Raw genomic sequence first — 24407 nt, 5'->3', positions numbered from 1 at the left:
TAGGATTCGGTCGATGCCCTCCCTACCGCCGATGCCGTCGTTCCACGGGTCCAATCGTGCGACCAGAACGCCGAGACCGCAGGTCCCGGTGCCGACGGCGCGAGCGATCGTCGACTGCGGGGTCTACGTAGACGGCCAGCGCCAGCCTGGGCATTTCACACCGGAGGAAGCGCTGACAGCGGCGGAGAAGACCGATGCGGGCTTCGTCTGGATCGGCCTGCACGACCCCGACGAGCGGCAGATGAACGACATCGCCTCGGTCTTCGACCTGCATCCGCTGGCGGTGGAAGACGCGGTGCAGGGCCGTCAACGTCCCAAGCTGGAGCGCTACGGCGACACGCTGTTCCTGGTGTTGCGAACGGTCTGCTACATCGACCACGAGATCGACTCCATCAGCGAGATCGTGGAGACCGGCGACATCATGGTCTTCACCGGACCGCGCTTCGCCATCACGGTGCGCCACGGCGAACACACCGTCCTGACCGGTGTCCGGCACAAGCTCGAAAAGCAGCCCGATCAGCTGAAATACGGACCGACCGCGGTGCTGCACGCCGTCGCCGACCACGTGGTCGACACCTACGTCGACGTCACCGAATCCGTCGGCGGCGATATCGACGAGATGGAAGAGGCGGTGTTCACGCCCGCCTCGAAGATCGGTATCGGGTCGATCTATCAGCTCAAACGCGAAGTGGTGGAATTGCGAAGGGCGGTGGCACCTTTGGCCGTTCCGCTGGAGCGGCTGGTGAACAACACCGACCTGCCGGTGCCGACGGAAATCCGCCGCTATCTGCGCGACGTCGCCGACCACCAGACCACCGTCTCCGACCACATCAGCTACTTCGACGAAGCGCTCAGCGGCCTGGTCAACGCCGCACTGGCCAAGATCAGCGTTCAGCAGAACACCGACATGCGCAAGATCTCGGCCTACGCCGCGATGGCCGCCGTGCCGACCCTGATCGCCGGGGTCTACGGCATGAACTTCGACCACATGTGGCTGCTGCACCAGTGGTGGGGATATCCCTCGACCCTGCTGCTCATGGTCGTGATCTGCGCGTGGCTGTTCCGCAGTTTCCGCCGCAACGGGTGGCTCTAGAGCGTTACCGCACCGCGCTCGGGATCACGCACGTCGATCCCGGCCTCGGCCCAGGCATCACGCAGCGCTTGGGCACCGCGCACCCGCACCCAGGCGGCCTCGGTCGCGGTCACCGGGGTGACGCTGAGATAGCGCACCGGATCGGCGGGGTCGGGCAGCGGGATTTCAGGGATGTCGCTCTCCCCGAGCACGACGGCGGTGAACTTCGCGTTGCGCCACAACGGTTCTCCGAGGTCGAGCAGCGCATCAGCCTGCAGCACAACACCTTCGACCGCAGGCGAGGCCACCAGGATGCCGAGCGATTTCGCCACCCCGACCTGCGGGTCGGCGCTCATCAACAGCGTCAGGATCAGTTCCGCGCGCGGTCCGCGCACCGGGTCGGCCAGCAGATCGGAGGGGTCACCCATCGGATGACGCGAACCACCCAGCGTCGCGTAGTGCACCGCGCCGTCACCTGGGATGCGCAGGATCTCGACGGGTTCGAGTCCGAGGAAGGTCAGCGAGGCCGAATCGACCTGCGCGCGTTCGACTTCGAAGTGATCCAGCACCGCGGCGCGGACCGTGTTCTCCACATCCATTGCGCTACAGAGCCAATCGGGCCAGCGAGTCGCGGGCCTGTTCGGCGGACTTCGGGTCACACAGCACGTCGTAGCGCCCGGCGACCAACTGCATGGTCGAGGCGAAATCGCGCTGGCCCTTGGTGGCCGCGTACGGGATCGAGGTGGTGATCACGCCGAACACGATGCCGCCGAGCAGACCGACGACGAGCGGTCCGATGGCGCCACCGGTGGTGGTGAACAGGCTCAGCAGCAGACCGAGGAACAGACCCAGCCAGGCACCCGACACCACGCCGCCGCCGATGACCTTGCCCCAGGTGAGCCGGTAGAGCACCCGCTCCACCTGCATCAGATCGACACCGACGATGGTCACGTCCTGCACCGGGAACTGCCCGTCGGCCAGGTAGTCGACCGCGCGCTGCGCCTCGGCGTAGGTCGGATACGAGCCGACCGGCCAGCCCGAGGGCGGCGTCGGCAATGCCTGCCGCCCGCGATTGGTGTTGCCCAGGGGATTCGTCATAGTCCCATTCTGCTATTTCCGGACCGGCTGTGCCGAAGTGAAACGCCTCGACGCCGTTGCCCGACCGCTCGCGGCGATCAAGCGGGTGTTCTCGTCATTCCCGCAGCCCGACCCTTGTCGGCTATTACCTGAGCCATTTTGGCGCTGGCCTCATCGATCATCTCATCTCCCAGCATGACCGCACCACGCGCGCCGCCCGCCTCGGAGGTGTGGAAGGCATAGGTCTCCAAGATCAACTCCGCGCGGTCGTAGTCGGCCTGCCGTGGGCTGAAGATCTCGTTGCACGCGTCGATCTGGCCGGGGTGCAGCACCCACTTGCCGTCGAAACCGAGTGCGGCCGTGCGGCCCGCGGCCCGGCGGAACCCGTCGACATCGCGAATCTGCAGGTAGGGGCCGTCGATCGCCTGCAGGCCGTGTGCGCGAGCGGCGAGCAGGATCGTCATCAGGATGTGGTGGTAGGCATCGCCGACGTCGTAGCCCTCCGGCTGCTCGCCGACCACCAGCGTGCGCATATTGATACTGGCCATGAAATCGGCGGGCCCGAACACCAGCGCCTGCACGCGCGGGCTCGCGGTGGCGATCTCGTCGATATTGCGCAGGCCCAAGGCATTCTCGATCTGCGGTTCGATACCGATCCGGCCGACTTCCAGGCCGCTGGCCTTCTCCAACTGGGTCAACAACAGGTCGAGAGCCTGCACCTGACCGGCGTCGGTGACCTTGGGCAGCAGGATCGCCTCGATCCACCGGCCCGCACCCTCGACCACGCTGATCACATCGGCGAAGGTCCACTCGGTCGACCAGTCGTTGACCCGCACCACCCGCAGCTGCTCACCCCAGCCGGGTTCGTTCAGTGCCGCCACGATGTTCGCGCGCGCCGCGGCCTTGGCGCCCGGCGCGACCGCGTCCTCCAGGTCGAGGAACACCTCGTCGACCGGCAGCGTTTTCGCCTTCGCGATCATCTTCGGATTGCTTCCCGGCACCGCTAGCACCGAACGACGTGGCTTCATGAGGAGCGCCTCCTGACTCGTACGGTCGTACCCGACCGATAGCCTGATGGTCATGGCAACCACCAGGGTGTACGTCGCCCGGCTCGCCGGCCTGACGGTGCTGGGTCCGGACGGGGAGTCTATCGGCCGCGTCCGCGATGTGGTCGTGGCTGTCCGGCACGGGCGTCAGCCCGCGCGGGTGCACGGGCTCGTCATCGAATTGCTGACCCGGCGACGGATTTTCGTGCCGATGCTGCGGGTCACCGCGATCGAGCCGGGCATGGTCACGCTCAACACCGGCACCGTGAGCCTGCGCCGATTCGCCCAGCGACCGGGCGAACTCCTCGCCATGGCGCAGATCGTCGATTCGCAGGTACGCGTGGATGATCCGGATCTGCCCGATCTCCGAGGGGTCGATGTGTACGTCGCCGACCTCGGGATCGAGCAGACGCGAACCAGGGATTGGATCGTCGGCCGGGTCGCGGTGCGCGGGCATCGACGACTCGGGCGCAGGCGGACTGTGCACGTCGTCGACTGGTCGCAGGTCGAGGGGCTGACCCCCGCCGAGGTGGATCGGCCAGGCCAGGATGTGACGACATTGCTCACTCAGTTCGAGGGTCTGCGCGCGGCCGATGTCGCACACCGGTTGCGTGAACTGCCAGAGAAGCGGCGCCTCGAAGTGGCGTTCGCCCTCGACGACGAACGCCTCGCCGACGTCGTCCAGGAACTCCCCGACGACGACCAGGTCGACCTGCTCGGCCACCTCGAGGTGCGCCGCGCCGCCGATATCCTCGAGGCGATGGACCCCGACGACGCCGCCGACCTCCTCGGTGAACTGTCCGAGAGCGAAGCCGAATCGCTGCTCGCGCTGATGGACCCCGAGGAATCCGAACCGGTGCGCAGGCTGCTCGCGCACTCCCCTGACACCGCGGGCGGTCTGATGACGCCGAAACCGGTCGTGCTCGGCCCCGCGACCACCGTCGCCGAAGCGCTGGCCCGCGTCCGCGACCCCGACCTCACACCCGCACTGGCCTCGATGGTCTTCGTCGTGCGACCGCCGACGGCCACGCCCACCGGACGCTACCTTGGGTGCGTACACATCCAGCAGCTGCTGCGCGAACCGCCCGCACACCTGGTGGGCGGGATCGTCGACAGCGACCTGGCACCGCTGTCACCGGACGTGCCGCTCTCGGCGGTGACGCGTTATTTCGCGACCTACAACCTGGTGTGCGGGCCGGTGGTCGACGCGGAGAACCACCTGCTCGGCGCGGTGACCGTCGACGATGTCCTCGATCATCTGCTGCCCGAGGACTGGCGCGAGGAAGAACCGCCGGGGCTCACCCGGGTCGAGCCGCTCCTGCCGAACGGGGGTGCGGTATGAGCGAGAAGAATCCGGCCAGACAACGTTTGGAGACCCCGGTCGGCTCGCGGTTCAAGCTCGATTGGGACTCCGACGCTTTCGCGCGCAGCAGCGAGCGGGTCGCCCGATTCCTCGGCACCGGGCGTTACCTCGCGATCCAGACGGTGATAGTGATCGTGTGGATCATCATCAACGTGTTCGTGGTGTGGCTGCGCTGGGACCCGTACCCGTTCATCCTGCTCAACCTGGCCTTCTCCACCCAGGCCGCCTACGCGGCGCCGCTGATCCTGCTGGCGCAGAACCGCCAGGACAACAGGGACAAGGTCTCCCTCGAAGAGGACCGCACCCGAGCCGCGCAGACCAAGGCCGATACCGAGTTCCTCGCCCGCGAACTCGCCTCGCTGCGCCTGGCGGTCGGCGAGGTCGCCACTCGCGACTATCTGCGCCGCGAACTGGAGGAGATCAAGGACATGCTCGACCGCATCGACGCGGTCACCACGCCCGACGGCGCGCCGAAGACGGACAAAAAGCGAAAATCTGTCCGCAAGAAAACCTCCGGTCAAATGCCCTCTTCCGCCCCGATTTCGCCTGGTGCTCCAGACGCGTGACCGGAAATGCTCAACAAGTACCTGACCGGTAGGTAACCTGGATCACGTTGTTCCGGGCGGGCCGGAAGGGGACTCTGCGGCGCCGCTGCTTTTCGACGAAAAGGGTGTGGCCGTGCGAATTTCAGCTCCGATAACGATGTCGGCCCTTGTAGTCGCAGGCCTTGTCGCCTCGGGTTCGGCGGTGCACACCAGCAACCCGAGCACGGCGCCGACCGCACCGGAGGCCCTACTGGCCGCCAACGCGAGCACCACCGACGACACTCCCGAAGCCGATCCGTCCGAAATCGTCGGCCTGCTGCCGATCGCACAGGAGGCGCCGCGCAGATTGCGCGCACTCAGTGCCAACACGGCCACACCCTTCGGGGGAACTGTTCCGCTGCAAACCATTTCGCTACCCACCGGCAGCGGCGCACTCGGCATCCCGGAGATCGTGCTCGCCGCCTACCGCAATGCCGAACTGGCCCTGGAATCGGCGCAGCCGGGTTGCGGGCTCACCTGGAACCTCCTCGCGGGCATCGGCCGGATCGAATCCGGGCACGCCAGCAGCGGCCGCACCGACCCCGCGGGCACCACCACGACGCCGATCTTCGGGCCCGCGCTCGACGGCACACTGCCCGGCAACGAGATCATCAAAGAAGCCGACGGCGGATTCGTGCGGGCGATGGGCCCCATGCAGTTCCTGCCGAGCACCTGGGTGCACTACGCCGCCGACGGCAACGGCGACGGCGCGGCGGACCCGCACAATGTCTTCGACGCCGCGCTGGCCGCGGGCAAGTATCTCTGCTCGGGTGGCATGAACCTGCGCGAGACGGCCCAGGAACTGCGAGCAGTGCTGCGCTACAACAACTCCATGTCCTACGCGGCCAACGTGTTGAGCTGGTCGGCGGCGTATCGCACCGGCGGCGCACCGAGTCAGGTGGCCATCTCGCCGGAGATCATCCCGCCTGGCAGTGCACCGACGGCGCCCGCGCCGAACGTGCTGGCCGCGTCGACGAACACGCCGACCACCACCACGCCCGCCCCGGCCACGCCGAAGGTCACCACGCCTACCCAGGTGATGATCCACCTGCCCGGTCTGCCGCCGATCCCGTGTGGCATCTTCTGCCCCGCGCCGGTCGCCCCGCCCGAGACCTGCGTGAGCGAACCGCTGCCCGCCGAGATGCCGAACCCGCTCGAACCCGGACAGCCCGTTGACAAGCCCGCCGCGCAGTCCTTCGGTGCCGCGGCGCCGAAGGACCCGGCCGTGCCCGAACCGCCGGTCATCGAGCCCGCCGTCTGCACCCCGGCCGCGGTGGCACCGGTCGAGCCCGCCCCCGTCACGCCGGAGAAGACACCGGAACCGGGCGTGGCGCCCGCCGAAGAACCCGCCCCCGCCGAGCCCGCGCCGGCGGCACCCGTCGCGCCGCCCGCCATCACGCTGCCGTTCGGCATCGTCATCCCGCTGCCGCCGGCCCCCGCACCGGCGCCATAGAAATCAAACCGAAACCCAGATCACAGGGGGGTAACAAAAAGGTCTCGGGTGCGGTAATCTCTTCTCATCCAACACGGTTGAGGAGGGCACCACACAGTGGGTCGTCATCGGAAACAGCCTGCTACGACAGTCCGGCGTAGCTCGCTCATCGCACTGACCGGTTTGGTCCCCGCTGGATTGGTCGCCGTCACCGCGGCCGCCACCGAGGCGACCACGGCAACCAACGCAGCAGTCGAGCACGACCTGCTGCCCGGCGTCGACCCGGAGCCCACGGCGAATCTGGTCGCGGCGCCCCAGGCAGAGATCGTCCACGCGGAAGCGCGTCAGTCGGCCTCGGCCACACCGGTCGTGAAAACCGTTGCGCTGGCAGATGATCGCACGTCCGCCGATCTGCCCGCGGGCCCGCTCGGCATCCCGGGTATCGCCGTCGCCGCCTATCAGACCGCCGAACAGCAACTGGCCGTGGAGAATCCGCACTGCGGAATGTCCTGGTCGCTGCTGGCAGGTATCGGTCGCGTCGAATCCACCCACGCCTACGGCAAGGCCGATGCGCAGGGCAATCCGATCAAGGCGGTCTACGGGCCCGTCCTCGACGGCAGCCTCGCAGGCAACAACGTCATCCACGACAGCGACGGCGGCGACCTCGACGGCCTCGGCAGCTACGACCGCGCCATCGGTCCGATGCAGTTCCTGCCCGAGACCTGGCACCGCTACGCCGCCGACGGCAACGCCGACGGCGTCGCCGACCCCCAGAACCTGTTCGACGCCGCCCTCACCGCGGGCCGCTATCTGTGCGACGGCGGCCTGAACATGCGCGACCTCTCCCAGCAGTCCAAGGCGATCCTGCGCTACAACAACTCGATGGCCTACGTCGCCAACGTGATGGCCTGGTCTGGCTCCTACTCCAGCGGCCTCGCCCCCAAGCCCCAGGACCTCCCCCAGATCCACTAGGGCCCGCCCCAGAAGTCCCCCTTGCCCGATATGACGTGGTTGCACCCAGCAACTCACGTATGTGAAGGTGCTCCGATCACGCGCGACTTCCGAGTCGCCACCGGGAAGGGGGACCCAATGGCGGAGACTTTCAAGGTCGAGCCGGACGCGGTTGATACGTTCGCGGCCAGTTTGCGAACACTCGCCGAAGCCAATGCGAATGTCGCGGCCTATCTGGAGAAGTGGCTGGTTCTGGACAACACCGTGTGGGGCGACGGCGGGCTGATCCGGACGGGGCTCAGCGCGGTCAGCGAGGCACACGACAAGCTCGCACCGAACTACGCCGCGCTCGGAACACTCGCCGAGGCCGCGGCGACCGAACTGACCAAGGTCGCGCAGGTGTACCGGACCACCGACAAGGCACGAGCCGACGAGTTGGACCGCACCTATCCCACGGGTGGTCAGAGATGACAAAGGCTCCCTCCGAATATCTGACCGAGCCCGCGCTCGAGGATCCGCTCAGCGACAAGTTCGAGTTCCTCATCACCTCCAATGCCATCTCGCCGACCTACTGGGCTTGTAAATGGTGCGAAAACGTCCTCGGCACCGACCCGTTGAAGTGGGTCACCACGAAGATCTCCGGGGACTGGGAGGCCTTGCAGAAAGCAGGCAAGGCCGTCGAGAACCTTGCCGCCTACAATTCGGCCTTCTCCGAATCGGTCAAGTCCGCAGCGGCGACGGTCGACGCGACTTGGGACGGAAACGCGGCGACAAGCGCCCAGGCGTACTTCACAGAACTCTCCGCGGCGATCTCCGCGCAGGTAGAGCCCTTGAAAGACATGGCCACCGAGATCAACCGCTTCGCCTCGTCCGCCTATCACCTCTCGACGGCCATGAGCAATACGCTGCAGACCGTGTTGGACTGGGGCGCGATCGCCGTGATCGAGTGGGCCGCAGCCCAGGCCTCCGCACTGAGCGGCGTGGGCATCGTCGCAACGGCGGCGCTTGTCGCGGCCGCGACCGCGACCACACTCCGGGTCATCGCGGAGTGGGGCCGGTTGGTCGAAACCTTCAACGCGGGATATGTCGCACTCGAAGCGATAGCTGGTGTCGGTTTCGGTGTGACCGCTGTCGTCGAGTCGGCTGAAATGCCGGTCCTGCCCGCCGCCGACTACGACCATCCGGGGGCCTGAGTGACCACGCCCGAACCGATTCATGATCTGGCACGCGGTGACATCGGGGTCTCCAGGCAACTGTCGCGCGCACTTCGGGTCCTGATGGACACCGCCACGGATTCGCAGTTGAAGAACCAGCTCCGCGGGGTACTCCAAGGGACGAGCAGCGCGCGCGACCTGATGCACAGCGAGGGATTCAATCGGGTTCTCGATCGGACGCTGCCCGCCGCGATGCAGCAGTTCGCCGAGATGTCCGAGGAGGAGCGTCAGCGACTGGCCGACCAGGGTGAGGCCGAGTTGGTGCGGCTCCGGTCGGAACCTCTCGCAGACCAGCCGCCGCCACCGCCGGCAGCACCCGCCGAGCCTGCGCCCGATGCGAACATCGTGGTGCCCGGGACCCGCAAGCCCAACCGCGAGCGCATCGTCACACCCGATGAGGACGATGAAGACGATGAGTACTTCCGTGGACGGCAGCAGCGCGGGTGGTTGCAATGACGCGGCGGCAGGTCTTGTTCGATACCGAGGTCGATCCGGAGTGGGTGCCGGTCCTTTCGGCGACGCCGATGGAGTTGGTGCTCGCCGAGGCGATGCCGCAGGTGTGTAGCGAGCACGGGCTGGCTGCTGTGGACAGGCGGGCCTTTGTCGTGAATTCCAGTGGGCCGAATTCAGAGATGCCGACGGTGCGGGTTCTGCTGAGCTCGATGCCGTACTGGCGACGGCTCAATACCCCTGCTGCTCAGGCGCGCGTCAGGTTCGAGTGCCCGGCCTGCGAATACTGTCTGGCCGAGGTCCGGCGGTTCCGGTGGATCGCGGTGCTGTCGCTGCTCGCGGTATTGCTGACGATCGCCGCCCTGCTCACGGCCACGCGGTTCGGGCTGGAGCAGTTCTATCTTCCGTTGGCGTTGGCGGTGGTTCCGGGGTGCATGCCGATCGCGTTGTTGTCGGCGGTGCTGGCTTGGAGTCGCGCCGGGTACTTCGCGGATGTGTGGATGAACGCGACGGCGGACCAGTTGATCGTGTCCGCGCATCCGGATTTCGTGGCCGCGGTCGAGCGGAATCGGGCCGGTACGCGCTGAAGCATCATCGGCCGTCCTCGAACTCCGGGAACGCTCGCTGTCGCTGGGGACAACTTCGGGCGAATCGGGGGTCAGACCCCGAATCCGCGATGGATGCGCAGGCGCATAGCATCTGGGAAATCGAGGGTCAGACCCCGAATCTGCGATGAATGCGGAGGCGCATAGCATCTGGGTATGTCAGTGATTACGGAAGCGGATGTGCGGGCGGCGCTCGCGAAGGTCGACGATCCGGAGATCCGCAAACCGATCACCGAGTTGGGCATGGTCAAGTCCATTGCCATCGCCGACAGCGGTGATGTGCACATCGAGATCTACCTGACCACCTCCGGGTGCCCGTTGCGGACCGAGATCATTCAGCGGGTCACCAAGGCCGTCGCCGACGTGAACGGGGCGGGGGCGGTGACCGTCGATCTCGATGTGATGAGCGATGAGCAGCGCACCGAGCTGCGTAAGTCGCTGCGCGGGGATTCGGCCGAGCCGATCATCCCGTTCGCCCAGCCCGGTTCGCTCACCCGCGTCTACGCGGTGGCCTCCGGTAAGGGCGGCGTCGGCAAGTCCAGCGTCACCGCCAATCTCGCCGTCGCGCTCGCGCAGCGTGGACTGTCGGTCGGTGTGCTCGACGCCGATATCTACGGCCACTCCATCCCGCGCATGCTCGGCTCCGACGCCAAGCCCACCCAGGTCGAGCGGATGATCATGCCGCCGGTCGCGCACGACGTGAAGATGATCTCGATCGCGCAGTTCACCCAGGGCAACACCCCCGTGGTGTGGCGCGGCCCGATGCTGCACCGCGCGCTGCAGCAGTTCCTCGCCGACGTGTTCTGGGGCGACCTGGACGTGCTGCTACTCGACCTGCCGCCCGGCACCGGCGACGTGGCGATCTCCCTCGCCCAGCTCATCCCGAGCGCGGAGATCCTGGTCGTCACCACCCCGCAGATCGCCGCCGCCGAGGTGGCCGAGCGCGCGGGCGCGATCGCCCTGCAGACCCGCCAGCGCATCGCGGGCGTCGTGGAGAACATGTCCTGGCTCGACCTGCCCGACGGCTCCCGCATGGAGCTCTACGGCTCCGGCGGCGGCCAGGTCGTCGCCGACCGCCTCACCCGCGCCGTCGGCTCGAATGTGCCACTGCTGGGCCAGATCCCGATCGAGCAGGCCCTGCGCGAAGGCGGCGACGACGGCAACCCGATCGTCCTGTCCGACCCGACCAACCCGGCCGCGGTCGCCCTACTCGAGGTCGCCGACAAACTCGCCGTCCGCAAGCGCGGCCTGGCGGGCATGTCCCTGGGAATCGATACCACCCGCCATCTGTAATTCGGGAGTTGTCGGAGGCTTTGCCTAGGCTGGGGTAATGCTGACGCTGCTTCTTTACGTGCTCATCGTCGGGTTGGTCGCGGCGATGCTATTCCTTGTCGCCAGTGCGGTGTTCGGGCGGTCCGAGGAGCTCGGGCCGTTACCCGAGGGGACCACGGCCACCGTGCTGCCCGCTGACGGCGTCACGGGGGCCGATGTGCGGGCGTTGCGGTTCCAGCAGGTGGTGCGCGGGTACAAGGCCGGTGAGGTCGACTGGGCGCTGGGCAGGCTGGCCGAACGGATCGATGAGCTCGAGTTCGAGTTGGCGCAGGCTCGGCACTGGCAGGCGCAGGTGGCGGCGGGGCAGGAGCGCGGGTGAGCGAGCTCGCCAACGACGGACTGGTTCGCTGCGACTGGTCGACCGGCTCCCAGCTCTACCGCGATTACCACGACACCGAGTGGGGTCAGCCCCTGCACGGCGACGACGCCATGTTCGAACGACTCTGCCTCGAGGCCTTCCAGTCGGGCCTGGCGTGGATCACCGTCCTGCGTAAACGGCCCGCCTTTCGCACCGCGTTCGCCGGTTTCGAGATCGCGAAGGTCGCCGAGTTCGATGATCACGACCGCGCGCGCCTGCTGGCCGACGCCGGCATCGTGCGCAACCGCGCCAAGATCGACGCGGTGATCAACAACGCCCGGGTTGCTCGCGACCTGCCGGTGAGCCTCGACGAGCTGGTGTGGTCGTTCGCACCCGCGCCACGCCCACGGCCCACCTCGATCGCGAATGTGCCCGCCACCACACCCGAATCCATTGCTCTGGCAAAGGAATTGAAGCGTCGCGGGTTCGCTTTCGTGGGCCCGACGACGGCGTATGCCCTGATGCAGGCAACCGGCATGGTGGACGACCACCTGGATGTTTGCTGGGTGGCAGCGGTACCGAACGGAACCGACTCGAGAGTCAGATTTCGTACTCAGGTGTCCGCCCGCGACGGCGATAGGGAAGAATAGGACCGGTGTGGCCCGCCGAACACCCGGCGAGCCCGCTGGTTGGCGACAACCGGCAGACGAGAAAACAGTGCGCAGAACCACCGCGCAGATCTGGAGGGAGCAGAGGATGGCGGCCATGAAGCCCCGTACCGGGGACGGTCCCCTCGAAGCAACCAAGGAAGGTCGTGGAATCGTCATGCGGGTTCCACTCGAGGGTGGCGGGCGTCTGGTCGTCGAACTCACACCGGACGAGGCTGCGGCGCTCGGTGACGAATTGAAGAGCGTCACCAGCTGAATGCGCTGACCGAGGTCGCCGCGCTTCTGGCCTGCCCGGAGTGCGGCGACGAACTGCAACCGCACGATCGTGCGCTGCGATGCGGCACCGGCCACAGCTTCGACATCGCCCGCCAGGGTTATGTCGGGCTGCTGACCGGCGCATCGACGAAAATGACCGGCGACACCGCCGACATGCTCGACGCCCGCGCCGCTTTCCAGGGCGCGGGCCATTTCGCCCCGATCGCCGCGGCGATAGCGCGTGCGTTCGATGCGCGGGCCGGTGAGCGACCGTTCGGCACAGCCGCCGAGGACGACGCGACCGAGTCCACCGGTGCACAGTCCGGCGCCGACGAGATGGTCGCCTCGATGCCGCCCGTTGGCACCCTGCTCGAAATCGGCGCAGGCACGGGCTACTACCTGGCCGACGTGGTCGACGCGAACGCCAGCCTGTTCGGCATCGCCTTGGACGTGGCCAAGCCCGCCGCCCGCCGAGCCGCCCGCGCGCATCCCCGGGTAGCCTCCGTACTTGCCGACGCCTGGCGTGGCCTACCTCTGCGCGACGATGCCCTCACGGGAGTCCTGTCGGTCTTCGCCCCACGCAACCCCGCCGAAGTCGCCCGCGTCCTCGCACCCGGCGGACGCTTCGTCGTCGTCACGCCGACGGCGCGCCATCTCGGCGAGCTGATCGGTCCCCTCGGCATGGTCAGCGTCGACCCCGACAAGGACCGCCGCCTGGCCGATTCACTGGCAGGCACCTTCACCCGCACCGACCACACGCCTGTCGAGTTCCCGATGAAGCTGTCGCACACCGATGTCACCAACGTCGTCGCGATGGGCCCGTCGGCCTTCCACGGCACCCCCGCCGACGATCCACGCATCGCCGCGCTACCCGACATCACCGAAGTCACGGCCTCGGTGACCGTGTCGACCTACGTGTCGAACCGCTGACCTGACTCGCGCCGATCAGCCCACGAGACTCGAGCGCCGACACACCTCAGCGACACACGACCGACGGCCACCCGACGCCCGCAGTGCGAGCCTCACCCACAGCCCCGGTACGCATCCAGCTCTAGCGCGACACGCTGCGATACACCTCGAGCGTGCGCTCGGCGATCCGCGCCCAGTCGAACTCGGCGATCGCCCGCGCCCGCCCGGCCTCGCCGTAGCGCACCGCCAACGCCGGATCTCCCGCAACCTCGTTCACGGCAGCCGCGAGCCCCCGCTCGTACTCCGCCGTCGCTTCCGGGTCGTAGTGCACCAACCGGCCGGTGACCCCATCGTCGACCACCTCGGGAATCCCGCCCACATCCGATGCCACGACCGCGGTCGCACACGCCATCGCCTCCAGATTCACGATGCCGAGCGGTTCGTACACCGACGGGCACACGAATACCGAAGAGGCCGACAGGATTTGACGTACCTGCTCGGTAGGCAACATCTCCTTCACCCAGAAGACATTGCCCCGCTCCCGCTGCAACCCGTCGACGGCGGCGGCGACCTCCACCTCGAGTTCCTTGGTATCGGCCGCGCCCGCGCACAACACCAACTGGATGTCGGGGTCGAACAGGGCAGCCGCGGCGAGCAGATGCCCGACGCCCTTCTGCCGCGTGATCCGCCCGACGAACGACACGATCGGCAGGTCGGCGCGCACCCCGAGCCGCTCCAGCACCGGCATCTCGTCACCGGCGGGCGGGCCTGAATGCCACACCTGAGCGTCGATCCCGTTGTGCACCACGTGAACTCGATCAGGGTCGATCGCGGGATAGGCGTCGAGCACGTCGTGGCGCATACCCTCACTCACCGCGATCACCGCGTCGGCATGCTCCATCGCATTACGTTCAGACCACGACGAGAGTCGATACCCGCCACCGAGCTGCTCTGCCTTCCACGGCCTTCGCGGTTCCAGCGAATGCGCCGTGAGCACATGCGGAATCCCGTAGAGCATCGACGCGAGGTGCCCGGCCAACCCCGCGTACCAGGTATGCGAGTGCACCACGTCCACCCCACCCGCCGCATCGGCCATCCGCAACTGCGCCGACATCATCTGCAACGCGGCATTGGCGGCGTACAGCTCGGGGTCCGGCCGGTGCACCACGGCACCGTTGCGCGGCCCGCCCATACAGTGCACGGTCACCTCACACAGCGCACGCAATCGGGCAGTGAGCTCGGTGACATGAACTCCCGCACCGCCATACACCTCGGGCGGATATTCCCGGGTCAGCATGGCGACCCGCAGCGGTTCTGCCTGCGTCCGCTCGCCAGCGCCACCATCACTCACTGGACCAAAACTAGACCCTCGGGTCGACATGGGCCACCGTAACCGCGCTGGCCCTGTACTTTGAGCAGGGTGAGGAGCCAGCCGCACGTACTCGGGATCGTGCTCGCCGGTGGCGAGGGCAAACGACTGTTTCCACTCACGGCCGACCGGGCCAAGCCCGCGGTTCCGTTCGGTGGGGCCTACCGCCTGATCGACTTCGTGTTGAGCAACCTCGTGAACGCGGGATACCTGCGTCTGTGTGTGCTCACCCAGTACAAGTCGCATTCGCTCGATCGCCACATCTCGCAGACCTGGCGGCTGTCGGGTTTCACCGGTGAGTACATCACTCCGGTGCCCGCGCAGCAGCGGCTCGGGCCACGCTGGTACACCGGCAGCGCCGACGCGATCATGCAGTCGCTCAACCTGATCTACGACGAGGACCCCGACTACATCGTGGTGTTCGGCGCCGACCACGTCTACCGGATGGACCCGGAGCAGATGGTGGCCAGCCATATCGCGTCGGGCGCGGGTGTGACCGTGGCCGGGATCCGGGTGCCGCGGGCCGAGGCGAGCGCGTTCGGCTGCATCGACACCGACGAGTCCGGCAAGATCACCCAGTTCCTGGAGAAGCCCGCGCACCCGCCGGGCACACCCGATGACCCGAACGTGACGTTCGCGTCGATGGGCAACTATGTGTTCACCACCCGCGTGCTGGTCGACGCCATCCGCGCCGACGCCGAGAACTCCGATTCCGACCACGATATGGGCGGCGACATCATCCCGAAGCTGGTCGCCGACGGTAAGGCCGCCGTCTACGACTTCGCCGACAACGAGGTCCCCGGCGCCACCGAACGCGACCGCGGCTACTGGCGCGACGTCGGCACCATCGACGCCTTCTACGAGGCGCACATGGACCTGGTCTCGGTGCACCCCGTCTTCAACCTCTACAACAGGCACTGGCCGATCCGCGGCGCCGCCGAGAACCTGCCGCCCGCGAAGTTCGCCCAGGGCGGGCTGGCGCAGGAATCGATCGTCGGGGCGGGCTCGATCCTGTCGGCCGCCACGGTCCGCAATTCGGTGCTGAGTTCGAATGTGGTGATCGAGGACGGCGCCACGGTCGAGGGCAGTGTGTTGATGCCCGGTGTGCGGATCGGGCGTGGCGCGGTGGTGCGCCACGCGATCCTGGACAAGAACGTGGTGGTCGGCGAAGGCGAGATCATCGGCCTGGATCTGGATCGCGATCGGGAACGCTTCGCCGTCAGCAACGGTGGGGTGGTCACTGTCGGCAAGGGAATCTGGGTCGGTTAGGCGCACTTCCGGCCGTGCGCAGTGGCGGAACGCTCTGCGTCCGCGCCCATCAGGTTCTCGGCGCCGACCGCCTAGGATTCAGCCTCGCGAGGCGCAGAGCAACCCGTCGCCGATCGGGATCAAGACGCTGGTGAGCTCGGGATTCTCCGCGATCGCCCGTGTCGCCGCCCGCACCGCCTGCGTAGCGGGGTCGCGTTGATCCTGATCGGGGACCCGACCGCCGAGCAGCGCGTTGTTGAGAATGAACGCACCACCCTCCCGCAGCAACCGCACACCCTGTTCGACGTAATGGGGGTGTTCCATCGGCGCGGCGTCGATGAAGACCAGGTCGTAGGTGCCCTCGGCGAGCCGCGGCAACACATCGAGCGCCCGCCCGTTGATCAGCCGCGTGCGCGACGGCGTGATCTCGGCTGTCCGGAACGCCTCCTTGGCCGCGCGCTGATGCTCGGGTTCGGAGTCGATCGTCGTGAGTGTCCCGTCCTCGCGCATCCCGTCGAGCAGCCACAATCCGCTCACGCCCGCCCCGGTGCCCACCTCGACGACCGAGCGCGCGCCCAGCATCTGCGCGTACATGCTCAGCAGCGCACCGACCGCCGCGGGCACCGGCATGGCGCCCAGTTCGGTGGCCCGCTCGCGCGCTTCCAGCAGGACTTCGTCCTCGACGACGGACTCCTCCACATAGGCCAGGTTCCGCTCCACGTTCGATGCCACGGTTATGAGGCTATGTCACAGAAGGGGTCTGTGTATTCAGCAAAGGTGCCCATCCGGCGCTGTGTCGCACATATCCCGAACAATTGCCGAAAGTTTGCGGATAGGTCACAACCGGCCCTCAACTGCTGGTTCTCCGTTGCCGACGACACTAGGCTCGAGTCTGACCAGAATTCTCAGGTCACACTCAGGATCTCCACACCTGACCCATATCAGGGCAGGAAATAGTTGCCCTACGCAAGGCCAGCCGATCGCGGCGGGTACGAGGCTCGGGAACAACCGCACACAGTTGCTGGTTGATTGTCGATAAGCAAGGTTCGCTGACCCGGACCAGCCAGGTTTCGTGCCAGCGGTCCCGAGTAGGAGGTGTCCCATCCCGATGGTAGACACGGCGCGTCAAGACGCCACCGACCAGACTCTGCCCGCCGATCTCATCGCGGCAGCAGCCGAAGACGCCGAACTCACCGGCACCGCCGCCTTCGACGCGACGGGCGATCGCGCCGCCATGCCCTCCTGGGACGAACTCGTCCGCGAACACGCCGACCGCGTCTATCGCCTGGCCTACCGCCTCTCCGGCGACGCCCAGGACGCCGAAGACCTCACCCAGGACACCTTCATCCGGGTGTTCCGCTCGCTGCAGAACTACCAGCCGGGCACCTTCGAGGGCTGGCTGCACCGCATCACCACCAACCTGTTCCTCGACATGGTCCGCCGCCGCAACCGCATCCGCATGGAAGCGCTGCCCGAGGACTACGACCGGGTGCCCGCCGAAGGCCCCACCCCCGAGGACGCCTACCACGACTCCCGCCTCGACCCCGACCTGCAGAAAGCACTCGATTCGCTGGCGCCGGAGTTCCGCGCCGCGGTCGTGCTCTGCGACATCGAGGGTCTGTCCTACGAGGAGATCGGCGCCACGCTCGGTGTGAAACTGGGCACCGTGCGCAGCCGGATCCACCGCGGGCGTCAGGCACTGCGCGAGTACCTTGCGCATAATGGAAGTGAGCAGCGGTACTCCGCTGAAGCGCACACAGCGTGACGGGCGTTCGACGTCACCGGGTGTCTCAGGTGATGTCGGTTCGGAAGGAAGAACTTCGCATGAGCGAGCGCAGCGAGCGGCAGATCAACACAGCCGTGACCACGGTCATGCCGGAGCCGAGCGCCAGCGAGGTGCAGGCATGAGCGTGGATCCCAGTGCCTCTGCAGGTCGCCCACCGCGCTTTCAGCCCACCGAGCATCTGGCCAGTGAGGCTGTCGCGGCCTTCGTCGACGGCGAACTGCGCATGAACGCCTATCTGCGTGCCGCCCAGCATCTTTCGGTCTGCACCGAATGCGCCGCCGAGGTCGACGCCCAGCAGCAGGCCCGCATCGCCCTGCGCCGGGCCGCCGAGGTGGCGATCCCGCGCAGCCTGCACGACAGCCTCTCGCGCATTCCGCTGGCCGATCTGCCCGGCAACGCACCCGAACCGCAACGCCGTAACGAGGCATTTCTCGGATTCATCACAGATTCCTTCACCGCGACCCGGTGGACAACGTGGCGGCGCAAGTAGAGTCTGCGACGTGACAGGCGAATCGACGAATTCCGAATCGGCCGACCACTCGGATTCGGGGGACCAACGGGGCACGCTGCGCCCCACCGACGCACCGAGTCTCGGGCCGCGCCCGGTCTATCGGCCGCACATCGACAGCCACACCGCGCGCGCGTTCCGCCGCCCCAAGGGCCAGGCCGGTTCGTTCGCACCGCACGACCCGCAGCGCACGAACAACAGCGGTGCCGATGAGGGGCTCACCCAGCGTCCGCCGGACGGTGTGCTGGCCGAGGCGTTCGCCCGGCCCGAGGGCTCCTCGGAGCTGCTGCAGCGCGAGCCCGGCGCCGACGCACCGAAGACGGTCATCGCCGGTCCGGTCGATCCGTGGCGCGATCCCGACGCCGCCGCCCGGCTCGGGTCGCCCGCTGTCGACACTCCCCCGCCTGCCCGGCTGCCGGTCGCGACCAAGTTGAGTGCCCGCGAGGTGCTGTTCGGTTCGCGCGTGGCACCCAAGGCCCTCGCACTGCTGGCCGTGCTCGCGCTCGGCATCGCCGTCGTCGGCGGGCTGGTCGGGCGGATGACCGCCGAGACCGCCTCCACCCTCACCTCCCGCAAGGTGACCCTGGATCAGAGCGCGGGTACCGAGACGCCGCACAGCCAGATCGCCGCCGTCGCCAATGCCGTTCTGCCCTCGGTGGTCTCGATCCGGGTCACCGTCGGCGACAACGGCGCCACCGGTTCCGGCGTGGTCATCGACGGTGGCGGATACGTGGTCACCAACAATCACGTGATCTCGATGGCCGCGACCGACAAGTCCGACCGCGCCGCCATCCAGGTGCAGTTCTCCGACGGAAACCGGGTGCCGGCGCAGATCGTCGGGCGCGATCCCAAGACCGACCTCGCGGTGCTCAAGGTCGAGGCGAAGAACCTGACCGTCGCCGATCTCGGCAAGTCCGCCGACGTGCAGGTCGGCGACGACGTCCTGGCCGTCGGTTCGCCGCTCGGCCTGAGCAAGACCGTCACCTCCGGCATCGTCAGCGCCTTGCACCGGCCTGTGAAGCTCGCCGGCGAGGGCAGCGACACCAACGCGGTGATCGACGCCGTCCAGACCGACGCCGCGATCAACCCCGGTAACTCCGGTGGCGCGCTGGTCGACATGCAGGGTCGCGTGGTGGGCATCAACACCGCCATCCGCAGCGAGACCGGCGGGTCGGTGGGCCTCGGCTTCGCGATCCCGGTCGACGTGATGACCACGGTGACCCAGACCCTGATCCGCGACGGCCAGATGCACCACCCGGTGATCGGCCTGAGCGCGCGCACCAAGACCGTCGCCAACGAGGTGATGAGCGGTGCCGCTGTCGCCGATGTGGTGCCGGGCAGCCCCGCCGACAAGGCAGGCATCGTCGAAGGCGACGTGGTCGTGAAGATCGGCGACCGCGAGGTCACCGGGCCCGACGAACTGGTGGTCGCTGTGCAGCAGCACAAGATCGGCGACCGGGTGAACGTGCAGTTGATCAGGGATGGCAGGCAGGTGGACGTGCCGGTCACCCTCGAATCCGACTGAGCTGCGCGGTCGCGCGCCGGGTAGCCTGGATCCGTGTTCAGCAACATCGGGTGGAGCGAGATGATGATCCTGCTCGTCGCCGCCCTCGTGATCCTCGGCCCGGAGCGACTGCCCGGCGCCGTCCGCTGGACCACGGGTGCGCTGCGCCAGGCCCGCGACTACGCCAGCGGCGCCACCTCCCAGCTGAAGCAGGAGCTCGGGCCGGAGTTCGACGATCTGCGCAAGCCGCTCGCCGAACTCAACGAGCTGCGCGGCATGAGCCCGCGGGCCGTGGTCACCAAGCACCTGCTCGGCGGTGACGACAAGGTGCTGCGCGATCTGGAGAGCGCGGTGCCCGACAAGAAGCAGCTGTTCGGCACCAGCAGCGGCATGCCGGGCACCTCGTCGACACCCGCGCCGCAGAAGTCGCTCGAGCACAACGAGCGCCCTCCGGTCGACTACGACGCGACCTGAGCCGGGAACCACACCACACGGTCGGCATTTGCTGCGAGATCGCGCCGACCGAACACTGCGGCGACGACCTCGCCTGTCGCTGATTTGCCGACAACCCGCGTTCGAGAACGTTGTCTCGCAAGACAGTTCGATGTCAACCGTTATAGACACACAACGCTGTCGAGCTGTCTAGACTTCGCACATGTCGGCCGATGACGTGGCACGAGTTTTCGCGATCGAGGACAAGGTCGAGAGACTCAAAGCAGCCACCGACGGGGTGGCGGCTGCACAGCAGACCATCAACGAACTAACGAGGATCCGGCGAGCCGTGATCCGGGAACTCCATGCCGACGGCTGGACGTTCGCCCGGATCGGTGCCGCCGCCGGATTGTCGCGTGCGCGCATCCACCAGGTGAGCACCCAGGGCCCCGTCCCCGAAGGACTGTTCTTCGGCCACGGCACCCTGACCGTGCTCGCCCCCGAGGTCCGCTCGGGCCGACTGCTCGGTGCACCCGATCCGCAGGCCGCCCAGCGCCTGGCCGAACTGCTGCGCCAGCTCGGTTTCGCCGCCAATGTCGAGACGTTCATGCCCGGTAGGCCGATCGACCTCAATCGCGACGGGCTGGTGATTCTCGGCGGCCCCGAACTCTCGCCGAGCCTGCGTCAGCTGGTGGTGGCCGATCCGCGCCTGCGCCGCACCGTCACCAGGGCAGGCGATACCCGGCGCGGCATCGAGGACAGGGCCGCGCGCCGCGTCTACCGGCCCGGCGGCACCGAACCGCACGACATCGCCTACCTGGCTCGTTTACCCCGGCCCGACCGCCGCGGCAGCATCATGGTGATCGACGGCCTGCACCCGCCCGGCTCTCTGGGTGCGATCCGATTGCTGGCGACCCGATTGGCGACTCTGCACGAGCGTGCGAGCACGCATTTGTTCTCGGTTCTCATCGCAGTTCGGTACGACCGCGCGACCGGCGAACCGGTTGATGCGGATCTTCTCACCCCGGTATACCGCCATGAAACAGACCCGAAGTTGGCTACGACCCGGGTTCGTCCATAGGCTGATCTAAACTCGCCGTGCTTAGTGATCTGTGTCACTGTACTGTTATGGATCACAAGTCGTCCGCGATGGTTAGATTGCTAGCGAGTAACCGAGTGTGAGTAGGTGAGCATCACATGTTCTCGTCTCCTGAGGCCAGCGCATGCCGGGTTCTGCCCGTGCGTGCCGCAGTCAACCCAAGGCCCGTTTTCCCCGTCGAGACCGAGCCGACAACCGGCGACGTCATCGTCACCACCCATCGCGTGACCTACAGCGACCGTTTGAAGGTCTTCATCGGCCCGCACGAGGACGTGGACAGCTTTCTGCGCCCATTGCGCCGGATGGACGGCCATCAGCGCTACGCGCTCGATCTGACCGTCCTCCCCGAGCCTGTGCCCGCCGCCGAGGTCACCACGACGGTGAGTTCGGCGCGTGGCGATCTCGCGCTCGGCTGCGCCGGTTCGGCCGACGCGATGACCCTGCAGCTGCGCACGACGGTCGACCACGTCACCCGGCGGTTCACCCTCGGCCTACCGGGCGGACGACTCGGCCTGCCGACGGTGTACCTCCCGCACGGCGACGAGGACACCTACGTTTACCCGGAAGAGGTGTTCACCGCCGACAGCGCGGTGGAGATCTTCCGCGACTTCTTCCACAGCGGTGCGGTGCCTGCCGGTCTGCAGCAGCGCGAGATCCTCGACTGACTCATAGGATCAGCTCGACGCACGTGAGTGCTGAGAGTTAGCTGGACGTATCAGCGCCTTGATCCTGTGCCGATTATGCTGGTCAGCACGGTCACAATGCCTCGACGGTGATCGTGGAGAGGCCGGTGTGTGATGCGCGATCTGCTCGGGCAGATGCTCGAACTCCTTCCCGATCATGACCTCGCGCTGGCGAGGATCGTCGACCGGACGGGCGCCGGTCCGCGGGAAACCGGGGCCGCCATGGCGGTGACCGGCGACGGTCGGGTGCTCGGCTCGTTGTCCGGCGGCTGCGTCGAATCCGCGGTGCTCACCACCGCCCACCAGGTTCTCCTCGACGGCCACGCGAGCCTCGAGCGTTTCGCCGCGGCCGACGAGATCACCGTCGGCCTGCCGTGCGGTGGCGAGATCGAAGTCTTCGTCGAACGCCTCGACCGCACCGACCTGCCGATACTGGGCGCCCTGCACCGCGCACTCGAAGCCCGCCACCCGGTCGCCTACGCCACCACCCTCGCGTCGACCCCCGACCGCAAACTCCTGCACCCCGGCGATTCCCACCCGTGGCGCGGCCTGGACCAGGATGCCGCAGCCCTGCTCACCGCAGGCCACAACGGCCTCATCGGCGCCCAGGACTGCACCCCAGCACAGGCTGACCGCCCCCGCACCTTCGTCCAGGTCTTCCGCTCCCCCGCCCGCATGATCCTGGCCGGCGCCAACGACTACACCCGCGCCCTCACCGTCGCCGCCGCAACCCTCGGCTACCACGTCACCGTCGTAGACGCCCGCGAAACCTTCACCACCCCACCCCGTTTCCCGTCAGCCCACGAAGTAGTCGTCGACTGGCCCCACCGCTACCTCGAATCCGAACAAGCCGCAGCCCGCATCGACGCCCGCACCGTCATCTGCGTCCTCACCCACGACCCCAAATTCGACGTCCCCCTCCTGGCTTCGGCCCTCCGCCTACCAACAGTCGGCTTCATCGGCGCCCTGGGCTCCCGCCGAGCCCACACCGACCGCACCACCCGCCTCCACGAAGCAGGCCTCACCCCTCGCGAAACAGCCCGCATCAGAAGCCCTCTCGGCCTGGACCTCAACGCCCACACCCCCGAGGAAACCGCAATCTCCATCCTCGCCCAAATCCTCGCCGACCGATCCGGCACCACAGCCAAACCCCTTGCCGCGCTGCATGGCCCGATCCACCGCCCCGAGTAAGGCGCCAAGCCCTAGCTCCCCCAATGCCCGGCGAGGTCCACGTCGATCGCGGGGGACGCCCCGCAATGTCGACATCGGACACCATCGAACTGCAACTCGTCTGCCATCGATCTACCTCTCCGCAACCTGATTCGCCAGGACCGACGGGCGGTACGGACCACCGCGTACACCCGCAACGCGAGGCGAAGCTCAACGGCAGCTGTTCATCGTCACAGATTTTCGATACAGTTTGTTTCGAAGTTATGAAACAGATTGTCCGAGAGGAGTGCTGTGCGACCACCTGACCCACGGACGGTGCGTAGTCGCGAGGCTGCACTCGAATCGGCTCGCGAACTGCTGGTCGAGCAGGGGTTGGCCGGGCTGACGCATGGGGCGGTCGCGGCGCGCAGTGGGATCAGTCGGGCCACGCTGTATCGGCTCTGGCCGGAACCGACCGATCTTGTTCGCGCCACCTTGACCCGGCACATCGCCCTCGCACAGTCACAGCCGACCGGCGACTTGCGCGCCGACCTGCTGACCGAGTTGACGGCCACCCGCGCGATGCTGCACGAACCGGCTACCGAGCAGGGAATGCGCGTGATCATCGAAAGAGCGGCGGTGGATCCGCGATTCGCTGAGGTCAAGGAGGCGCTGTACCAGTCCGGAACCCGGGCGGTGCGCGCGATGCTGACCGAGGCCGTCGCCCGCGCCGAGCTCCCGGTCGAACTCGACGTGGAACTGTCCATCGATCAGCTGCACGGTCCGCTGTTCTTCCGGCGGCTGGTCGCCAACCGAACCTTCGACCTCGACTATGTGCGTGACGTCATCGATGACTTCCTACGGAGCAATGCCTCGAAACCCGCACACCGGCAAGGAAGTTCGTGACATGACGACCATCGCAACCAGAAGTATTTCCGCCCCGAGAATTCTCGCCGTACTCGTCGCAATCGTCACCGTATTCGGTGCCCTGCTCGCGGATTTCGTTATCCCGGCAAGCGCGGCGGAGCACATGCGTAACGACGCGTGGCCCCCGCACGCGAAGTTCCATGATGCCCAGTACATCGCCATGTCGATCCTGCTCGGCGGGCTCGCGTTGTCACTGCTGATCCGGCACGGCGGTGCCAAGCGGTCACAGCTGTGGACGGCCTGCGCGATCCTGGCCACACCATGGCTCGGACTGATGGCGGCGATTCTGTTCCCCGGCACCGCGATTCATGATCCCGAGTTCGCCCACGCCACGATCATCGGGCTGCACCCGCAGGTGCTGCTCGCGGTGATCTTGCTGGCGATGCTGGCCGCCGCGGCAGCGCTCACCGCCCGTCACCGGAACTGACACCTGGGGCGTCGTACCG

Annotated in this window: 29 protein-coding genes; 24 read left to right on the top strand and 5 right to left on the bottom strand. The window is 67.3% G+C overall.

The features are described 5' to 3' along the window. Nucleotides 1-13: 13 nt before the first annotated feature. Nucleotides 14-1093 (top strand): magnesium and cobalt transport protein CorA, encoded by a 1080-nt coding sequence (locus ACFW6D_RS08780; RefSeq protein WP_379326204.1) that lies wholly within the window; start codon nt 14-16, stop codon nt 1091-1093. Here ACFW6D_RS08780 and ACFW6D_RS08775 read toward each other — a convergent pair. The 3 genes from ACFW6D_RS08775 to ACFW6D_RS08765 form a co-directional block, all read right to left on the bottom strand. Beyond that, nucleotides 1090-1671 carry a suppressor of fused domain protein gene (locus ACFW6D_RS08775; protein ID WP_379326202.1) on the bottom strand — a complete coding sequence of 194 codons (582 nt, stop codon included), beginning with the start codon at nt 1669-1671 and terminating at the stop codon, nt 1090-1092. The two genes, ACFW6D_RS08780 and ACFW6D_RS08775, sit on opposite strands and share 4 nt — an antisense overlap. A gap of 4 nt (nt 1672-1675) precedes the next feature. Continuing rightward, nucleotides 1676-2170: a general stress protein gene (locus tag ACFW6D_RS08770; RefSeq protein ID WP_379326200.1), complete on the bottom strand. Its 495-nt coding sequence runs from the start codon at nt 2168-2170 to the stop codon at nt 1676-1678. 77 nt (nt 2171-2247) lie between these two features. Then, nucleotides 2248-3177: an HpcH/HpaI aldolase/citrate lyase family protein gene (locus ACFW6D_RS08765; RefSeq protein ID WP_379326198.1), complete on the bottom strand. Its 930-nt coding sequence runs from the start codon at nt 3175-3177 to the stop codon at nt 2248-2250. A 52-nt stretch (nt 3178-3229) separates the two neighbouring features. Between ACFW6D_RS08765 and ACFW6D_RS08760 the strand changes: the two genes are divergently transcribed. The 13 genes from ACFW6D_RS08760 to ACFW6D_RS08700 all read left to right on the top strand — a co-directional run bounded on the left by ACFW6D_RS08760 (nt 3230) and on the right by ACFW6D_RS08700 (nt 13277). Beyond that, the gene (locus tag ACFW6D_RS08760) at nt 3230-4537 is read left to right on the top strand and encodes a magnesium transporter MgtE N-terminal domain-containing protein (protein WP_379326196.1); all 1308 of its coding nucleotides are present in this window, start codon (nt 3230-3232) and stop codon (nt 4535-4537) included. Further along, a complete protein-coding gene (locus ACFW6D_RS08755; protein ID WP_379326194.1) occupies nt 4534-5124 on the top strand; it encodes a DUF1003 domain-containing protein in 591 nt (196 codons plus the stop codon). Before ACFW6D_RS08760 ends, ACFW6D_RS08755 begins: the two co-directional genes overlap by 4 nt. A gap of 112 nt (nt 5125-5236) precedes the next feature. After that, the gene (locus ACFW6D_RS08750; RefSeq protein WP_379326192.1) at nt 5237-6595 is read left to right on the top strand and encodes a lytic murein transglycosylase; all 1359 of its coding nucleotides are present in this window, start codon (nt 5237-5239) and stop codon (nt 6593-6595) included. A 96-nt stretch (nt 6596-6691) separates the two neighbouring features. After that, complete coding sequence (locus tag ACFW6D_RS08745; RefSeq protein ID WP_379326190.1) at nt 6692-7546, top strand: lytic transglycosylase domain-containing protein; 855 nt, start codon at nt 6692-6694, stop codon at nt 7544-7546. A 117-nt stretch (nt 7547-7663) separates the two neighbouring features. Next, a complete protein-coding gene (locus ACFW6D_RS08740) occupies nt 7664-7996 on the top strand; it encodes a hypothetical protein (protein ID WP_379326188.1) in 333 nt (110 codons plus the stop codon). After that, nucleotides 7993-8718 carry a WXG100 family type VII secretion target gene (locus tag ACFW6D_RS08735; protein ID WP_379326186.1) on the top strand — a complete coding sequence of 242 codons (726 nt, stop codon included), beginning with the start codon at nt 7993-7995 and terminating at the stop codon, nt 8716-8718. The genes ACFW6D_RS08740 and ACFW6D_RS08735 overlap by 4 nt, the downstream gene beginning before the upstream one ends. Further along, nucleotides 8719-9195, top strand: coding sequence for a hypothetical protein (locus ACFW6D_RS08730; protein WP_379326184.1), 477 nt, complete (start codon nt 8719-8721; stop codon nt 9193-9195). Beyond that, complete coding sequence (locus ACFW6D_RS08725; protein ID WP_379326182.1) at nt 9192-9776, top strand: hypothetical protein; 585 nt, start codon at nt 9192-9194, stop codon at nt 9774-9776. The genes ACFW6D_RS08730 and ACFW6D_RS08725 overlap by 4 nt, the downstream gene beginning before the upstream one ends. Nucleotides 9777-9950: 174 nt before the next feature. After that, entirely contained in the window at nt 9951-11087 is a 1137-nt protein-coding gene (locus ACFW6D_RS08720) for an Mrp/NBP35 family ATP-binding protein (RefSeq protein ID WP_379326180.1), read from the top strand. A 37-nt stretch (nt 11088-11124) separates the two neighbouring features. Further along, the gene (locus tag ACFW6D_RS08715) at nt 11125-11445 is read left to right on the top strand and encodes a DivIVA domain-containing protein (protein WP_379326178.1); all 321 of its coding nucleotides are present in this window, start codon (nt 11125-11127) and stop codon (nt 11443-11445) included. Further along, complete coding sequence (locus ACFW6D_RS08710) at nt 11442-12074, top strand: DNA-3-methyladenine glycosylase I (protein WP_379326176.1); 633 nt, start codon at nt 11442-11444, stop codon at nt 12072-12074. The genes ACFW6D_RS08715 and ACFW6D_RS08710 overlap by 4 nt, the downstream gene beginning before the upstream one ends. Nucleotides 12075-12180: 106 nt before the next feature. Then, on the top strand, nt 12181-12348 hold the full coding sequence (locus ACFW6D_RS08705) for a DUF3117 domain-containing protein (RefSeq protein WP_011211259.1): 168 nt from the start codon (nt 12181-12183) through the stop codon (nt 12346-12348). Continuing rightward, nucleotides 12345-13277, top strand: a complete 933-nt coding sequence (locus ACFW6D_RS08700) for a putative RNA methyltransferase (protein ID WP_379326307.1) — start codon at nt 12345-12347, stop codon at nt 13275-13277. The genes ACFW6D_RS08705 and ACFW6D_RS08700 overlap by 4 nt, the downstream gene beginning before the upstream one ends. A 121-nt stretch (nt 13278-13398) precedes the next feature. On the opposite strand, the gene glgA is transcribed toward ACFW6D_RS08700, so the two are convergent. Further along, the gene (gene glgA, locus ACFW6D_RS08695; RefSeq protein ID WP_379326305.1) at nt 13399-14565 is read right to left on the bottom strand and encodes a glycogen synthase; all 1167 of its coding nucleotides are present in this window, start codon (nt 14563-14565) and stop codon (nt 13399-13401) included. 111 nt (nt 14566-14676) lie between these two features. On the opposite strand from glgA, the gene glgC reads away from it, so the two are divergent. Continuing rightward, nucleotides 14677-15894 (top strand): glucose-1-phosphate adenylyltransferase, encoded by a 1218-nt coding sequence (gene glgC, locus ACFW6D_RS08690; RefSeq protein ID WP_379326174.1) that lies wholly within the window; start codon nt 14677-14679, stop codon nt 15892-15894. A gap of 78 nt (nt 15895-15972) precedes the next feature. On the opposite strand, the gene ACFW6D_RS08685 is transcribed toward glgC, so the two are convergent. Continuing rightward, nucleotides 15973-16605 carry an O-methyltransferase gene (locus ACFW6D_RS08685; RefSeq protein WP_379231336.1) on the bottom strand — a complete coding sequence of 211 codons (633 nt, stop codon included), beginning with the start codon at nt 16603-16605 and terminating at the stop codon, nt 15973-15975. 376 nt (nt 16606-16981) lie between these two features. Between ACFW6D_RS08685 and sigE the strand changes: the two genes are divergently transcribed. The 9 genes from sigE to ACFW6D_RS08640 all read left to right on the top strand — a co-directional run bounded on the left by sigE (nt 16982) and on the right by ACFW6D_RS08640 (nt 24388). After that, nucleotides 16982-17638, top strand: a complete 657-nt coding sequence (gene sigE, locus ACFW6D_RS08680) for an RNA polymerase sigma factor SigE (protein ID WP_379326172.1) — start codon at nt 16982-16984, stop codon at nt 17636-17638. Between the two features lie 139 nt (nt 17639-17777). Beyond that, nucleotides 17778-18149 carry a hypothetical protein gene (locus tag ACFW6D_RS08675; protein WP_379326170.1) on the top strand — a complete coding sequence of 124 codons (372 nt, stop codon included), beginning with the start codon at nt 17778-17780 and terminating at the stop codon, nt 18147-18149. Nucleotides 18150-18159: 10 nt separating this feature from the next. Further along, nucleotides 18160-19692, top strand: coding sequence for a trypsin-like peptidase domain-containing protein (locus ACFW6D_RS08670; protein WP_379326168.1), 1533 nt, complete (start codon nt 18160-18162; stop codon nt 19690-19692). Between the two features lie 33 nt (nt 19693-19725). After that, a complete protein-coding gene (tatB, locus tag ACFW6D_RS08665) occupies nt 19726-20145 on the top strand; it encodes a Sec-independent protein translocase protein TatB (RefSeq protein WP_379326166.1) in 420 nt (139 codons plus the stop codon). A 181-nt stretch (nt 20146-20326) separates the two neighbouring features. Beyond that, complete coding sequence (locus ACFW6D_RS08660) at nt 20327-21184, top strand: hypothetical protein (protein WP_379231346.1); 858 nt, start codon at nt 20327-20329, stop codon at nt 21182-21184. A 116-nt stretch (nt 21185-21300) separates the two neighbouring features. Beyond that, on the top strand, nt 21301-21867 hold the full coding sequence (locus ACFW6D_RS08655; RefSeq protein ID WP_379326164.1) for a hypothetical protein: 567 nt from the start codon (nt 21301-21303) through the stop codon (nt 21865-21867). Nucleotides 21868-21999: 132 nt separating this feature from the next. Then, nucleotides 22000-23076, top strand: a complete 1077-nt coding sequence (locus ACFW6D_RS08650) for an XdhC family protein (RefSeq protein WP_379326303.1) — start codon at nt 22000-22002, stop codon at nt 23074-23076. 270 nt (nt 23077-23346) lie between these two features. Continuing rightward, nucleotides 23347-23940 (top strand): TetR/AcrR family transcriptional regulator, encoded by a 594-nt coding sequence (locus ACFW6D_RS08645; protein ID WP_379326162.1) that lies wholly within the window; start codon nt 23347-23349, stop codon nt 23938-23940. Nucleotide 23941: 1 nt separating this feature from the next. Beyond that, on the top strand, nt 23942-24388 hold the full coding sequence (locus ACFW6D_RS08640; protein ID WP_379326160.1) for a DUF6640 family protein: 447 nt from the start codon (nt 23942-23944) through the stop codon (nt 24386-24388). Nucleotides 24389-24407 lie beyond the last annotated feature (19 nt).

The sequence above is a fragment of the Nocardia sp. NPDC058705 genome (assembly GCF_042749305.1).
Classification (GTDB): Bacteria; Actinomycetota; Actinomycetes; order Mycobacteriales; family Mycobacteriaceae; genus Nocardia.
The sequence above is the reverse complement of the archived record's forward strand: the minus strand, read 5'-3'. Positions and strand labels throughout refer to the sequence as shown.